A 15,565-nucleotide genomic window follows, 5' to 3' on the forward strand; every position below is an offset into this window, starting at 1 on the left:
GTGAACAGGAGTTGTTATTGGGATAACTACTGCTTAACCCAAGGTTTTAAGCATACTTATACACAGATAAAAGTCAGATCTTTACAAATCCTGGAGTAAATTCTTCCATGATCCGACCCAAATCTCGGCTGGATCTTCCGGAATGTCGTGATCAAGGATGTTCACTTTCAATAAAGAGCCCACTCTTTTAGCGCCGCATTCAGTCAGAAGGGTGTCCAATTTTTCAATTGCACCGCAAAAGGTGTCGTATTCACGACTGCCAATACCGACTGCACCATAATGAACAGCACTGAGATCCGGGCGTTGTTCATTTATAGTGTCAAAAAGCGGTTGCAGGTTGTCAGGAAGATCCCCGGCACCATGAGTAGAAGATACGATCAGCCATATTCCGCTGGTTTCTAGTTCTTCAAACTGTGGCCCGTGAAGCGTCTGGGTAGAAAAACCCGCTTCATCTAACTTCTCAGCTAAATGTTCAGCGACATATTCGGCACTGCCCAGGGTACTTCCGCTAATCAGAGTAATGTCTGTCATTGCTGCCCACCTTTTCGAAACGATGGGCATTGTACGCTGTGTAAGGCCTGCGATCTACCTGTGGATAATATGGGTATTAAAATTAGCGGCTAAGGCTTGATGGTGCGCATGATCGGGTTCTGGAGGGAGATCAGTGTTTCGGTGGACTGAATTTCATCAATTGTTTGGATCTTGTTGATAAGTACCTGCTGCAGCGCATCGATAGATCGACACATCACCTTAATAAAGATGCTGTAGTGGCCGGTGGTGTAATACGCCTCGGTGACTTCTTCCAGACTTTCGAGTTTTGCCAGCGCAGACGGGTAGTCTTTAGCGCTCTTCAGAATAATGCCGATAAAGCAGCAAACATCGTAGCCCAACTGTTTAGGGCTGATATCAATGCGTGCTCCGGTAATAATTCCCGCCTGCTTCATCTTCTCTACGCGCACATGAATTGTGCCAGGACTCACGCCAAATTGTTTTGCCAGTTCGGCGTAAGCCGTACGTGCATTTGCCATTAAAGCGTCAAGGATGCCGCGATCGAGATTGTCGATCTGATAATTATCCATCACTTTTTCCTATGATTAGTAACGATTGTTCATCTTTTATAGCCTTAAATTCGTCGATTAAAAACAGTAAAGGCTTTTTTATTGTTGATTATTGAATGTTGTGTCGTTTTTGTTGCTTAATCATCGTCAGTAAAACAACACAATAAAGAGAAAACCATGAAAACTGCCTACATCGCTAAACAACGCCAGATTAGTTTTGTTAAGTCCCATTTCTCCCGTCAGCTGGAAGAAAAGCTTGGTCTGATGGAAGTCCAGGCTCCAATTCTTAGCCGCGTGGGTGATGGTACTCAGGACAATCTGTCTGGTTGTGAAAAAGCGGTGCAGGTGAAGGTGAAAACCTTGCCTGATGCTCAGTTTGAAGTGGTGCATTCGCTGGCTAAATGGAAAAGAAAAACACTCGGCCAGCACGACTTCAGCGCGGGCGAAGGGCTTTACACGCACATGAAAGCCCTGCGCCCCGATGAAGACCGTTTGACCCCGATCCACTCTGTGTATGTCGATCAGTGGGATTGGGAGCGTGTAATGGGTGATGGAGAGCGCCATCTTGGTACGCTCAAGCAAACTGTAGAAAGCATCTGGGCGGCGATGAAAGCTACGGAAGCCGCAGTGAGCGAGCAGTACGCTTTGACGCCTTTCCTGCCTGAACAAATCCACTTCGTTCATAGCGAAGAACTCCAGGCTCGTTTCCCGGACCTGGATGCAAAAGGCCGTGAGCGTGCCATCGCTAAAGAGCTGGGTGCGGTGTTCCTGATTGGTATTGGCGGTAAGCTGGCTGACGGTAAACGTCACGATGTTCGTGCGCCAGATTATGATGACTGGTCAACGGTCAGTCAGGGTGATTTTAAAGGCCTGAACGGCGATATTATGGTGTGGAACCCGATTCTGGAAGATGCCTTTGAGCTTTCTTCTATGGGGATCCGTGTTGATGCACAAGCATTGCAACATCAGTTGGCAACTACCGGTGATGAAGATCGTCTGCAACTTGAGTGGCACCAGTCACTGCTGAAAGGCGAAATGCCGCAAACCATCGGCGGCGGCATTGGTCAGTCTCGTTTAGTGATGTTGATGTTGCAACAGCCGCATATTGGCCAGGTTCAGTGCGGCGTATGGCCATCTGAACTTCACGCTAAAGTTGATTCACTGTTGTAATTATTAACGCCGCCAGCGACGCAGTAGGCGGCTACGCATCCCGGTATCGAAGCGCCAGATATGGTCAAAAATGCGCATGATGCCGGGTTTTCCGTGTCCGGACATGGCGACGGCGTGGAAACGATGCAGGTGCTTGCGCTGTAGATCTTTAACCTGCGTCACGACATCATCTGGCAGACGTTGAGCAATAAAGTCAGAAATCACCACTGCATCGGCGTCAAACCATTCACTTCCCTGCATTTTTTCAGCGATCGCACGAAAACAACTGGCCAGATCGGTACCGCCGCGAAAGCGCTGGCTCAGGAAACGGATCGCCTGTTCGATGCCATCTCGCCCGCACACTTCATAGCGCACCACTTCGCTGGAAAACAGCATGATGAAACAGCGGCGGTTATCCGCAAGTGCGACTCGCATTAACGCCAGGCAGAAGGCTTTGGCACACTGTTCATTGAATCCGCCCATGGAACCGGATGTATCGACGCAGACAATAAATGGCCCGCGCGGTTGTTCATCGAAATCCTGATGCACGACCGGGCGTTCAACCACTTTTTCGCGCCATGAATCGCCATGTAACCGGTAAGTCAGCAATTGCTTTTCCACCAGCCGGCGGTAGAACTCAAATTCCAGTTCGCTAATGCCAAGCGTTGCCAGTTCTGGCGGCAACAAGCGCAGGATGTCATCGCTGCGCTGAAGGCCATCAACCTGTTCTGGTACGGTTGCAGGCTCGCGGACTAGCATGCGCCAGATTTCGGTCGGCGCATCTTTTCTGGGTACGGCTTTCGCTTCTTTTGAACGCCCAAGTTGCTCTGCAATTTTCAGCAGTTCAGGCTGACTGGCAAGGAAATCGCCGTATTGCACGATGAGCTGATAATCCCCACGCTTAAGCGAACCGGCGCTCATGTCCCAAAGCCGCCCGGCAGCGTTATCACTATCGACCAGAACCGGTTCGAGTTGGCCGCTTAACGCCAGGCGCTGCTGAACTTCGGCCAGCAATTGGTCACGTTCATCTTCCAGTAATTGCTGATTCAGGGAGGTAGTCTGCACGACCAGACTCAATCGCCAGCGTTGCAGGAATAGCGTTTGTTGTGCCGCTGTCAGGCGAGGCGTGTCCGCCACCAGCTTTTGTGCTTGCGCAAAAAAGGGTGAATCAACGCTTTCCAGCAAGCGTAAAATTTCCGGCAGTTTTGCAGATAACTGGCTGGTGGTGAGCAACTGACTTTCTTGATAACACTGTACTTCCCGGGCTAACTCTTGCGGGACGTTGGTATCGTGCAGACGGGATTTCAGCAGCTCGCGCCAGCGAGGGATATCTTTGGTCACCGCGTTTTTCATCCGCGGAAATTTCTCAAAGAACAGCGCCAGCTGCGGTGCTGCTAAAAGCGCGATAATGACGCTTTCTATTAATTCACCCTCGCTGATCGCGAGGATGACATCAAGAGCTTCAACGCTGAGCATTAATGCCGCGCCTGTTTAATTTGTTCGGCCACATCCTGCAGGCTGGCTTCAATCTTTCCGAGCCATTCGTTGTGGATAAACAGGCATTTTTGCTGATCGTTAAAACGCTCATGTTGCTGATGGAGGGTCTCTTCAAGAGAGTCAAATTGCTGTTTGATCTCTTCAGGGACCCCTTGCTGTTGTTTACCCGGCATCATCAGGCGTGTGCCTTGCAAGCTGATATCGCGCAATACCAGATGTTGGCTACTATCAACTTCCATATTCAGCACCTGGGCAAAACCAATACCGTTGAGTTTGCCGCGTAACTCGCCTCCTTTTATTAGCCATTGCGCACAGGCTTCACGAGAGACAGAGACGTGGAGAACTTCGATATCATGGAGTTTCAGCGGTTGCTGGAGCAGTAATGTCAGCGTTTCGCCAGTCAGATAGTCAGGCAGTTGGTACTGTGGACGACGAGTAAACATTCCACCTTGTTTGGTCACCGTAATAGCTTCACGGTCACTGTGCTGCTGTTGTAATTGAATCCTGCGCTGCACGATAACCGCTAATTGACTGAGCATGGAATTCTGTTGCCAGGCGTGCCCGGTCATCAATATTTCCAGCTGTTGCTGCATCAAATTCATTGCCGCGGTGTCATGCCACAGACAATCTTTCAGAAGGATTAAATCAATTGGTGCGACAGCATTTCGGCCGCTAAAGAAGGCGCTGGCTTGCAGCAGGCGAATAGCTTTCTTCCAGCGACGGTCAGAAACATAAGGTGCACCCGACGCGTTCTCTAACTGCTGGCGTAAAGTGAAAATCAGTTCAAAGACAGCATCTGGCAACAAAACAGAGCCGATCTCTTTCTGCCACTGAAAATACTCTTCGTCAGAAACTTGCAGGTTTTCCGGCACCGGATTGTCGTTTTCATCATGCTGACTGGTGAGCATGGATCTGAAATTACCTTTGTCCTGCACTTTATCGAGCCACAGGCGAATCAGCATTCGGTCATACAAGGCTTCCAGGCTGCTGTCGGCTTCGGGGAGTTCGTTGGATGCCGCCACCAGCAAACGCATGGGGATTTTCTCTTCGCTGGCGCCATTGCGGAACCGGCGTTCATTTATGGCAGTCAGCAGGGTGTTCAAAATCGCAGGGCCAGCTTTCCAGATTTCATCGAGAAACACGATTTCCGCTTCTGGTAAATAACCGGCGGTCAGGCGTTCATAGCGTCCTTCATCTTTTAGCGCCTGAATGGATAATGGACCAAACACCTCTTCCGGCGTGGAAAAGCGAGTCATCAGGTACTCAAAGGCGCGTGCCTTCTGGAATGCGAACTTCAAACGGCGGGCAATCAAACTCTTGGCGATTCCAGGCGGGCCAAGCAAGAAAACACTTTCGCCGCTCAATGCTGCCAGCAGGCAAAGATGCACCGCGTGTTGGCGTTCAAACAACCCTTTTTCCAGTGCCTGGCTAAGCCGTGAAATTCTTTCAGCCAATAAATGTGATTGAGCCATAATTAGCATTGCATCCTTACGCGGTTACCAGAGTTCAGAAAATCGAGTATATCGTTCATCTATATTATCGTTAATGGATTGATGAGCGGCTCTTTTTTCCCTGACATAAGTTAAGCCTGTTGTATTTAGGGGTACGATTTCCTTGATTATCGTGCATACTGTGCGCCTTTTTGTGGGCCAAGGGACTAAGCACACGCTTTCGGGATTCCAACAAAAGATTAGTCTATGAGCGCTGATAATAAACAATCATTGCCTGCGATTACGCTGGCTGCAATTGGGGTGGTATACGGTGATATCGGTACTAGCCCGCTTTATACCCTTCGTGAATGTCTGTCTGGTCAATTTGGGTTTGGCGTAGAACGCGACGCCGTATTTGGCTTTTTGTCTCTGATTTTCTGGCTGTTAATCTTAGTCGTCTCGGTTAAGTATCTGACCTTTGTTATGCGTGCGGATAACGCTGGCGAAGGGGGTATTTTGACGCTGATGTCTTTGGCTGGGCGTCATACCTCGGCGAGAATGACTTCTGTGCTGGTGATCATGGGATTGATCGGCGGCAGCTTCTTCTATGGCGAGGTGGTCATTACTCCGGCAATATCGGTTATGTCGGCCATCGAAGGGCTTGAGATAGCTGCCCCGCAACTCGATGCCTATATTGTCCCGCTGTCGATAGTGGTCCTGACGCTGCTGTTTATGATTCAAAAACACGGCACGGGTATGGTGGGCAAGCTGTTTGCTCCCGTCATGATGCTTTGGTTCCTGGTGCTGGCCGTGTTGGGCGCACGCAGTATTATGGCCAACCCGGAAGTGCTTCAGGCGCTGAATCCGGCGTGGGCTGTGCACTTCTTCCTGGAATATAAAACCGTTTCATTCTTCGCACTCGGCGCGGTCGTTCTTTCTATTACGGGTGTTGAAGCGCTGTATGCCGATATGGGCCACTTCGGTAAATTGCCTATTCGTATTGCATGGTTTTCCGTCGTGTTGCCGTCTCTGGTGCTGAATTATTTCGGCCAGGGCGCACTGCTGCTCAAAACGCCGGAAGCGATTAAGAACCCATTCTTCTTACTGGCTCCAGACTGGGCGCTGATCCCGCTGATGATTCTGGCAACGCTTGCCACGGTTATCGCCTCACAGGCCGTGATTTCCGGTGTGTTCTCGTTGACTCGCCAGGCTGTACGTCTGGGATATCTGTCGCCAATGCGCATCATTCATACCTCGGAAATGGAGTCCGGGCAGATATATGTGCCAGCAATTAACTGGCTCCTCTATATCTCCGTGGTGATTGTGATTGTGAGCTTTGAGCATTCCAGTAATCTGGCGGCAGCGTACGGTATCGCAGTAACGGGTACGATGGTCCTGACGTCCATTCTTTGTTGTACTGTCGCGACCAAAAACTGGCACTGGAACAAAGTTGCTGTGTTGCTGATGGGCTTTGCATTCTTGTGCATCGACATTCCGCTGTTCTCTGCGAACGTTGTGAAAATCTTCTCCGGCGGTTGGTTGCCACTTTGCCTGGCACTGGTGATGTTTATCATTATGACGACCTGGAAAAGCGAGCGTTTCCGCCTGCTGCGTCGTATGCATGAGCACGGAAATTCACTGGAAGCGATGATTGCCTCCCTGGAAAAATCACCGCCAGTACGTGTTCCGGGCACCGCTGTTTATATGTCGCGTGCGCTGAACGTGATTCCTTTTGCGATGCTTCACAACCTCAAGCACAACAAAGTGCTGCATGAGCGCGTGGTACTGCTGACGCTGAGAACTGAAGATGCGCCGTACGTTCATAATGTACGTCGTGTTTCTATCGAACAGCTTTCGCCAACCTTCTGGCGCGTAGTCGCAAGCTATGGCTGGCGCGAAACGCCAAACGTGGAAGAGGTGTTCCATCGTTGTGGCCTGGAAGGGTTAAGTTGTCGAATGATGGAGACATCATTCTTTATGTCGCATGAGTCACTGATTATCGGTAAACGCCCGTGGTATCTGAGACTGCGCGGCAAACTGTTCCTCGCACTGCAACGCAACGCCTTGCGCGCACCTGACCAATTCGAAATCCCGCCAAATCGGGTTATCGAGTTAGGAACCCAGGTCGAGATTTAATCCCAACGCCTCTTCAATCGAAGGGGCGTTTTTTTGTCTTTTTGATTGTGCGCGCTCTCATTTCTTCCCTTTTGAAACAGAACAGCGAAACGTTTCGATGGTGATCACATTTTCGTCACGCGCTGGTTGTTTTCCCATCACTACATTTCCTACACTTTACCTCAGCGAAACGTTTCGCTAGTGGAGTAAGAAAATGAAGAAAGGCACTGTTCTCAACGCTGATATCTCGTCTGTTATTTCTCGTCTTGGCCACACAGACACGCTGGTGATTGCCGATGCCGGGTTGCCCATTCCACGCAATACACCGCGTATAGATTTGGCACTGACTCACGGCGTACCGGGTTTTATGCAGGTCGTTGAAGTCGTAACACAAGAGATGCAGGTTGAAGCTGCCGTCTTAGCTTCGGAAATTAAACAACATAATCCCCAACTCCACGAAACGTTGCTTAGTTACATCGAGCAACTGCAACAACACCAGGGAAACACCATTTCTATTCGTTACATCAGTCATGAGCAGTTCAAGCAACTCACCGCTGAAAGCCAGGCGGTTATTCGCAGCGGGGAGTGTTCCCCGTATGCGAATATCATTCTCTGTGCTGGCGTAACTTTCTGAGGCCGGCATGGAACCGTTACTGCAATTAAAAGGGATCGATAAATCGTTCCCAGGCGTGAAAGCCCTTTCTGGGGCGGCGTTGAATGTATACGCCGGGCGCGTGATGGCGCTGGTGGGTGAAAACGGCGCAGGCAAATCCACCATGATGAAAGTGCTGACTGGCATTTATCAGCGTGATGCGGGTTCGCTGTTGTGGCTTGGCAAAGAAACCACGTTCAATGGCCCGAAATCATCACAGGAAGCGGGCATCGGTATTATTCACCAGGAACTCAACCTGATTCCGCAGTTAAGCATTGCGGAAAACATCTTCCTTGGCCGTGAGTTCGTTAACCGTTTCGGCAAAATCGACTGGAAAACGATGTATGCCGAAGCAGACAAGTTGCTGGCCAAACTCAACCTGCGCTTTAACAGCCAAAAGCTGGTGGGTGATTTGTCGATCGGCGATCAGCAGATGGTCGAAATCGCCAAGGTTCTGAGCTTTGAGTCGAAAGTCATTGTGATGGATGAGCCAACCGATGCTTTGACCGATACCGAAACCGACTCTTTATTCCGCGTGATCCGCGAGCTGAAAGCTCAGGGGCGCGGCATCGTTTATATCTCGCACCGTATGAAGGAAATCTTCGAGATTTGCGACGACGTGACCGTGTTCCGCGATGGGCAGTTTATTGCCGAGCGTGAAGTGGTGACGCTGACCGAAGATACGCTTATCGAAATGATGGTCGGGCGCAAACTTGAAGACCAATATCCTCGTCTGCATAAGCAACCCGGTGAAATCCTGCTGCGCGTCGATAACCTCTCCGGGCCTGGCGTGCATGACGTGAGTTTCAACTTGCGCAAAGGCGAGATCCTCGGCGTTGCCGGTTTGATGGGCGCGGGTCGCACTGAATTAATGAAAGTGCTGTATGGCGCATTGCCGCGTACCGGCGGCTATGTTGCGCTTGATGGTCGTGAAGTGGTGACGCGCTCACCGCAAGATGGCCTGGCAAACGGCATCGTTTATATCTCTGAAGACCGTAAACGTGACGGGCTGGTGCTCGGCATGTCGGTAAAAGAGAACATGTCGCTGACCGCGCTGCGCTATTTCAGCCATAACGTGGGTAGCCTGCGGCACAAAGATGAACAGCAAGCGGTGCAGGATTTCATCCGTTTGTTCAACGTGAAAACCCCGTCGATGGAACAACCGATTGGCCTGCTTTCTGGCGGTAATCAGCAAAAAGTGGCGATTGCCCGTGGCCTGATGACGCGCCCGAAAGTGTTGATTCTTGATGAGCCAACACGCGGCGTTGACGTGGGGGCGAAAAAAGAAATTTATCAGTTAATCAATCAGTTCAAAGCCGATGGGTTAAGCATCATTCTCGTTTCGTCAGAAATGCCGGAAGTCCTCGGTATGAGTGACCGAATTATGGTGATGCATGAAGGGCATCCTGGTGGGGAATTTACCCGTGAAGAAGCGACCCAGGAAATATTGATGGCGGCGGCCGTCGGCAAGTTAAATCGCGTGAATCAGGAGTCTGTAAAATGAGTACCCAGTCTATTCCGACCCGTCGCTGGTTCACCAAAGCGTGGCTGTTAGAGCAAAAATCACTGATTGCACTGCTGGTGTTGATCGCAGTTGTATCGAGCCTTAGCCCGAACTTTTTCACCGTCAATAACCTTTTCAATATCCTGCAACAAACCTCTGTGAACGCCATTATGGCGGTCGGGATGACGCTGGTTATTCTGACTTCGGGAATCGACCTGTCCGTCGGTTCTTTACTGGCGCTAACCGGAGCGGTAGCAGCCTCGATTGTTGGCTTAGAGGTGAATGCGCTGGTGGCGGTTGCCGGGGCGCTGGCACTTGGGGCGGCAATCGGTGCTGTGACTGGCGTGATTGTCGCGAAAGGGCGAGTGCAGGCATTTATCGCAACACTGGTGATGATGCTCCTTCTGCGCGGCGTGACCATGGTTTACACCAACGGTAGCCCGGTTAACACGGGTTTCTCCGATAACGCCGATGTGTTTGGCTGGTTTGGTATTGGTCGTCCGCTGGGTATCCCTACTCCGGTGTGGATTATGGGCGTGGTCTTCCTGGCTGCGTGGTACATGCTGCACCACACTCGTCTGGGTCGTTATATCTATGCGCTGGGCGGTAACGAAGCGGCGACGCGTCTGTCCGGTATTAGCGTTAACAAAGTTAAAATTATCGTTTATTCACTTTGCGGTCTGCTGGCGTCTTTGGCCGGGATCATCGAAGTGGCACGTCTTTCTTCTGCGCAACCGACGGCAGGTACTGGCTATGAGCTGGATGCCATCGCTGCGGTAGTGCTTGGCGGCACCAGCCTTGCTGGTGGGAAAGGGCGAATCGTTGGAACGCTGATCGGTGCGCTGATCTTAGGCTTTCTGAATAACGGACTGAATTTATTAGGTGTTTCTTCTTATTACCAGATGATCGTCAAAGCAGTGGTTATTTTACTGGCGGTGCTGGTGGACAACAAAAAGCAGTAACAATCATAACCCTACAGGACATCTGACTATGAATATGAAAAAGCTGGCTACTCTGGTTTCTGCTGTTGCACTGAGTGCCACCGTAAGTGCAAACGCGATGGCCAAAGACACCATCGCGCTGGTTGTATCCACGCTGAATAACCCATTCTTCGTATCCCTGAAAGACGGCGCGCAGAAAGAAGCCGACAAACTGGGCTACAACCTGATTGTTCTGGATTCGCAAAACAACCCGGCGAAAGAGCTGGCGAACGTGCAGGATCTGACGGTTCGAGGCACCAAGCTGATGCTTATCAACCCAACTGATTCCGATGCTGTCGGCAATGCGGTGAAAATGGCGAACCAGGCTAAAATCCCTGTAATTACGCTCGACCGTATGGCAAACCAGGGCACCGTAGTGAGTCACATCGCTTCTGATAACGTTGCCGGTGGTAAAATGGCGGGTGACTTCATCGCTAAGAAACTGGGTGAAGGCGCGAAAGTTATTGAACTGCAAGGTATCGCCGGTGCATCTGCTGCGCGTGAACGTGGTGAAGGCTTCAAACAAGCGACTGCTGCACACAAATTTACCGTTCTGGCGAGCCAGCCTGCTGACTTCGACCGCACTAAAGGCCTGAACGTCATGCAGAACCTGCTGACAGCCCATCCTGACGTGCAGGCGGTATTTGCTCAGAATGACGAAATGGCGCTGGGTGCTCTGCGTGCACTGCAAACTGCCGGTAAATCTGACGTTCTGGTGGTTGGTTTCGACGGCACTGCTGACGGCGTAAAAGCAGTTGAAAGCGGTAAGTTGGGCGCGACGGTTGCCCAGATGGCCGATCAGATTGGCGTTATTGGTGTAGAAACCGCAGACAAAGTTCTGAAAGGCGAGAAAGTCGACTCTAAAATCCCGGTTGACCTGAAGCTGGTTACTAAATAAGACAACAATAGAAAAGCAGGGCACCGCGCCACTCCAGTACTGGGGTGGCGCAATTAACTGGACTGATAAAAAATGAAAACTAAAGGCAAGCTCGTTGTCCTTGGCAGCATTAATGCTGACCATATCCTTAACCTCGAACATTTTCCGACGCCAGGTGAAACCGTTACCGGGCAAGAGTATCAGGTCGCGTTCGGTGGAAAAGGGGCCAACCAGGCAGTTGCTGCCGGGCGCAGCGGTGCGGATATTGCCTTTATCGCCTGTGTGGGTGACGACGACACCGGCAGCCGCGTTAGTAAACAATTGGCTAGTGATAACATCGATACTTCCCCGATTAGCACAATTAAAGATGCCGCAACGGGTGTGGCGCTGATCTTCGTGAATAGTGCGGGAGAAAACGTGATTGGTATTCACGCTGGGGCGAACGCAGCATTAACGCCAACGCTTGTGGCAGAACAGAATAAAAAAATTGCAGAAGCTTCGGCACTTTTAATGCAGCTTGAGTCGCCGCTGGAAAGCGTGCTGGCTGCGGCGAAAATTGCGCATCAGAACCAAACTAAAGTCGTGCTCAACCCTGCACCAGCTTGTGAATTATCAGACGAGATGCTCGCGCTGGTGGACATGATCACGCCAAATGAAACCGAAGCGGAAAAACTGACAGGTGTGCGCGTCGAAAATGATGACGATGCGGCGGTTGCAGCTCAGGCGCTGCATGCGAAAGGTATTGAAACCGTCATTATTACGCTCGGCAGCCGTGGCGTTTGGCTGAGTGAAAACGGTAAAGGCCAGCGTGTTCCGGGCTTTAAGGTGAAAGCTGTGGATACCATCGCTGCGGGCGATACCTTTAATGGCGCATTGGTTACTGCATTGCTGGAAGATAAGCCGATGAATGAGGCAATTCGTTTTGCTCATGCCGCCGCTGCAATTGCCGTAACACGTAAAGGTGCGCAGCCTTCGGTGCCGTGGCGTCACGAAATCGACGAGTTTTTGCAACAGCAAGGATAATCATGGCCACCATGAAAGACGTCGCGAAGATGGCAGGGGTCTCGACTTCTACCGTTTCGCACGTCATTAATAACGACCGCTTTGTGAGTGATGCCGTTCGCGCAAAGGTCGATGCGGCAATCAAGACTCTTAACTATGCGCCCTCTGCACTGGCGCGTAGTCTCAAGCTTAACCAAACACACACTATTGGCATGTTAATCACCGCCAGTAGTAACCCGTTTTATTCTGAACTGGTGCGTGGTGTTGAACGCAGTTGTTTTGAGCGCGGTTATAGCCTGGTGTTATGTAATACCGAAGGCGACGAGCAGCGAATGAATCGCAATCTGGAAACACTGCTGCAAAAGCGCGTCGATGGTCTTCTTCTTTTATGTACCGAAACTCATCTCCCTTCGCCCGCTATTATGAGTCGCTATCCTTCTATTCCCACGGTGATGATGGACTGGTCTCCTTTTGAGGGTGAAAGCGACGTCATTCAGGATAACTCCTTGCTGGGCGGCGACACGGCAACGCAACATCTCATTGATAATGGTTATACCCGGATCGCCTGCATTACTGGTCCGCAAGATAAAACACCAGCGCGCTTACGCCTTGAAGGCTATCGCAACGCGATGAATCGCGCAGGGCTTACAATTCATGAAGGTTATGAAATCATCGGTGACTTTGAGTTTCAGGGCGGTTTCACCGCGATGAACTCGCTGCTTGCGCTGGAGCAACCGCCACATGCCGTATTTACTGGCAATGATGCCATGGCGGTTGGGGCGTATCAGGCTTTGTACCAGGCGGGGTTGAAGGTTCCGCAGGATATGGCGGTTGTGGGTTACGATGATATCGAACTGGCGCGATATATGACGCCACCGTTAACGACCATTCATCAGCCTAAAGATGAGCTGGGTGAGTTGGCCGTTGATGTATTGATACATCGAATGGCGCAACCCACCCTTGAACAGCAGCGTCTATTTTTGACGCCAGAGCTGGTGGAGCGCGGTTCCGTTTAACGCTTGATCATATTGCGCCCGTCTTTAGGGCGTAATAGTAAGAACACCAGAGCGGAAACCAACGTCACTGCTCCCATCGTCAGGAAGGTGTAGTGGAACTGCTCAACGGTATTAATGCTTTCTACTCCTTCATACAACCGAAGCACCGCTGCACTTACCGCCACGCCAAGACTGATCGCCAACTGTTGCGTTACGGCCAGCACACTGTTGCCGCTACTGGCGTTTTCATCGGTGAGGTCGGCGAGCGTAATCGTATTCATTGCCGTGAACTGCGTAGACATCGCCATCCCCAGAATAAACAGCGGCAAAATTAGCATCCACACTTCCATTCCTGGCGACTGCAATGAGAATTGCCCAATCAGTAAACCGATCACCAGCGTGACACCGACTAACGTTTTTCTATAGCCAAGGCGACGTAATACCTGAGTTACGGTCGATTTTGCCAGTAACGAGCCAATGGCGGTTGGAGCCATCATGCATCCGGCAATCAAGGCAGAATAACCAAAACCGACTTGTAGCATTAAAGGCATCAGGAAGGGTACGCAGCCGGTACCCAGCCGCGAAGCAAGATTGCCGATGATCCCTATAGAGAAAGTTCTGGTGCGAAACATCGGCAAAGCGATCAGCGGTGTCGGGTGGCGACGAGCGTGCCAGATATACGCTGCCAGCAGAGCAAGCCCACTTAATATCGTCAGAATACCGATGTAACTGGCAACAATGCGTTCGCCGAATAACTCCATCCCGCTAGAAATGCATACCAGACTCAAGCCAAATAAAAGAAAGCCTGTCATATCAAAGCCGCGTCGTGGAGTCGTGAAGTTTGGCATGTACTTGCGGGCGTAGATAAGGCCAAGAATTCCGATAGGTATATTAATGAGGAAAATCCAATGCCAGCTCGCCCACGTAACTAAAACGCCGCCGAGCAATGGGCCGAGGATTGGGCCAACAAGCCCTGGCATGGTGACGAAGTTTAATACGGGCAGCAATTCGCTACGCGGATAGGCGCGTAATAATGCTAAGCGCGCGACCGGCATCATCATTGCCCCGCCGATTCCCTGAATCACACGAAACACGACTAATTCACCCAGCGAGTTGGACATCGCGCAGGCAAACGAGCCGAGAGTGAAGAGGGAAACGGCGAACATAAACACGCGACGTGTACCGAAGCGGTCAGCAAGCCAGCCGCTGACAGGGATCAGCATCGCAACGGTTAAGGTGTAACTGATAATCGCGGATTGCATTGCCAGCGGCGAACGCCCAAGGCTATGAGCTATTGCGGGTAATGCAGTATTGAGAATAGTGGCATCCAGCGCCTGCATGAAGAATGCCATCGCCGCTATCCACGGTAACCCGGCCATACTGCGAGCTGTTTTGGTCATTTTTATCCTGATGTTTTAACGCATCCAGGAGAAGGCGAGTCTTTACCCTTGAGCGAACGGTTCTTTCAACAGTGTCTGACCAGCGATTAACGCAGCCTGGCTGTCGCCCTGGGTAATGGCATCAACGATTGCCTGGTGCAAGTCGAGCTTAATAACTTCGTTATTAGTTATTGCGGTGAAGTAATTGTAATAAATAGAACGGAATAAGTTAGCGAAAGAACAAAGGAAAGGGTTACCACTCATTGCATAGATTTGCTCATGGTACGCCATATCGACTTCTATCCAGCGTTGACGGTCAAATTCACCCTTTAGCTTTACCATCTCAGCCATCATTTCATTAAGGGTGGCTTTCTGTTCTTCACTGCCATTTATTGCGGCCATTGCACAGGCTTGTGGTTCCAGGCTATTACGCATAACAAGGAAATAATCCACCACGTCATTAAAGTTCTCTTCTGTCATCCACCAGGTTAGTAGTTCCTTATCAAGGAAATTCCAGTGGCTGCGAGGCATAACGCGAGTCCCGATGCGGGGGCGTGGTAAAACCATCCCTTTCGCGGTTAACGTCTTTACTGCTTCTCGTACAGCCGTGCGACTCACACCGAAGAGTTCACCCAGTTCGATTTCACCGGGCAAAATACTGCCCGCTTCATACTCACCTCTGAGAATGCCTTGTGCTAGTTTCTCCGCCAGAACATAGGAAAGGTTCTTTTGCGCCGCGAGTTGTTGTGCAGATAGAGACATGAATGCAGTTCCTTTAGCTTTGTTTCTTTTATTAGTATGCCACCAGGTCTACTTTTCTGATGCTTAAAACAGCAAATATCCCGTGTTCTGCGGCTTTTACAGTGCTTTTGGCGAAAAAAAAGACGCTTGGTAATTTTTTTGCAATAAACACTTGTCAGCATCCGG

General features: G+C 50.7%; 14 protein-coding genes. 8 read left to right on the top strand and 6 right to left on the bottom strand.

The annotated features are described in order from the left end of the window. Positions 1 to 81: 81 nt before the first annotated feature. Together mioC and asnC are read right to left on the bottom strand one after the other, a co-directional pair. Positions 82 to 531 (bottom strand): FMN-binding protein MioC, encoded by a 450-nt coding sequence (gene mioC, locus GBAG_RS20560; RefSeq protein WP_034499885.1) that lies wholly within the window; start codon positions 529 to 531, stop codon positions 82 to 84. Positions 532 to 620: 89 nt separating this feature from the next. Further along, the gene (gene asnC / locus GBAG_RS20565) at positions 621 to 1,079 is read right to left on the bottom strand and encodes a transcriptional regulator AsnC (protein ID WP_034499887.1); all 459 of its coding nucleotides are present in this window, start codon (positions 1,077 to 1,079) and stop codon (positions 621 to 623) included. 156 nt (positions 1,080 to 1,235) lie between these two features. Between asnC and asnA the strand changes: the two genes are divergently transcribed. After that, positions 1,236 to 2,228 (top strand): aspartate--ammonia ligase, encoded by a 993-nt coding sequence (gene asnA / locus GBAG_RS20570; RefSeq protein ID WP_034499889.1) that lies wholly within the window; start codon positions 1,236 to 1,238, stop codon positions 2,226 to 2,228. Between the two features lie 3 nt (positions 2,229 to 2,231). Here asnA and viaA read toward each other — a convergent pair whose 3' ends face one another. Together viaA and ravA are read right to left on the bottom strand one after the other, a co-directional pair. After that, a complete protein-coding gene (gene viaA, locus GBAG_RS20575) occupies positions 2,232 to 3,683 on the bottom strand; it encodes an ATPase RavA stimulator ViaA (protein WP_034499890.1) in 1,452 nt (483 codons plus the stop codon). After that, positions 3,683 to 5,176 (bottom strand): ATPase RavA, encoded by a 1,494-nt coding sequence (ravA, locus tag GBAG_RS20580; RefSeq protein ID WP_034499925.1) that lies wholly within the window; start codon positions 5,174 to 5,176, stop codon positions 3,683 to 3,685. The genes viaA and ravA overlap by 1 nt, the downstream gene beginning before the upstream one ends. A gap of 225 nt (positions 5,177 to 5,401) precedes the next feature. Here ravA and kup point away from each other — a divergent pair, with 225 nt between their 5' ends. From kup to rbsR, 7 genes are all read left to right on the top strand, one after another. Continuing rightward, positions 5,402 to 7,270: a low affinity potassium transporter Kup gene (kup, locus tag GBAG_RS20585; RefSeq protein WP_034499891.1), complete on the top strand. Its 1,869-nt coding sequence runs from the start codon at positions 5,402 to 5,404 to the stop codon at positions 7,268 to 7,270. A 193-nt stretch (positions 7,271 to 7,463) separates the two neighbouring features. Beyond that, on the top strand, positions 7,464 to 7,883 hold the full coding sequence (gene rbsD / locus GBAG_RS20590; protein WP_034499893.1) for a D-ribose pyranase: 420 nt from the start codon (positions 7,464 to 7,466) through the stop codon (positions 7,881 to 7,883). A gap of 7 nt (positions 7,884 to 7,890) precedes the next feature. Continuing rightward, a complete protein-coding gene (rbsA, locus tag GBAG_RS20595) occupies positions 7,891 to 9,405 on the top strand; it encodes a ribose ABC transporter ATP-binding protein RbsA (protein ID WP_034499896.1) in 1,515 nt (504 codons plus the stop codon). Beyond that, positions 9,402 to 10,367 carry a ribose ABC transporter permease gene (rbsC, locus tag GBAG_RS20600; RefSeq protein ID WP_034499898.1) on the top strand — a complete coding sequence of 322 codons (966 nt, stop codon included), beginning with the start codon at positions 9,402 to 9,404 and terminating at the stop codon, positions 10,365 to 10,367. The genes rbsA and rbsC overlap by 4 nt, the downstream gene beginning before the upstream one ends. Positions 10,368 to 10,395: 28 nt before the next feature. Next, positions 10,396 to 11,283 (top strand): ribose ABC transporter substrate-binding protein RbsB, encoded by an 888-nt coding sequence (gene rbsB / locus GBAG_RS20605; protein ID WP_034460716.1) that lies wholly within the window; start codon positions 10,396 to 10,398, stop codon positions 11,281 to 11,283. A 72-nt stretch (positions 11,284 to 11,355) separates the two neighbouring features. Further along, on the top strand, positions 11,356 to 12,285 hold the full coding sequence (gene rbsK, locus GBAG_RS20610) for a ribokinase (RefSeq protein WP_034499900.1): 930 nt from the start codon (positions 11,356 to 11,358) through the stop codon (positions 12,283 to 12,285). Positions 12,286 to 12,287: 2 nt separating this feature from the next. Continuing rightward, positions 12,288 to 13,280, top strand: coding sequence for a ribose operon transcriptional repressor RbsR (gene rbsR / locus GBAG_RS20615; protein ID WP_034499902.1), 993 nt, complete (start codon positions 12,288 to 12,290; stop codon positions 13,278 to 13,280). On the opposite strand, the gene mdtD is transcribed toward rbsR, so the two are convergent. Further along, the gene (gene mdtD, locus GBAG_RS20620; RefSeq protein WP_034499906.1) at positions 13,277 to 14,659 is read right to left on the bottom strand and encodes a multidrug transporter subunit MdtD; all 1,383 of its coding nucleotides are present in this window, start codon (positions 14,657 to 14,659) and stop codon (positions 13,277 to 13,279) included. The two genes, rbsR and mdtD, sit on opposite strands and share 4 nt — an antisense overlap. A 42-nt stretch (positions 14,660 to 14,701) precedes the next feature. Continuing rightward, a complete protein-coding gene (locus GBAG_RS20625; protein WP_034499908.1) occupies positions 14,702 to 15,400 on the bottom strand; it encodes a FadR/GntR family transcriptional regulator in 699 nt (232 codons plus the stop codon). Positions 15,401 to 15,565: the final 165 nt, after the last annotated feature.

Source organism: Buttiauxella agrestis ATCC 33320, from assembly GCF_000735355.1.
Taxonomy (GTDB): Bacteria; Pseudomonadota; Gammaproteobacteria; order Enterobacterales; family Enterobacteriaceae; genus Buttiauxella; species Buttiauxella agrestis.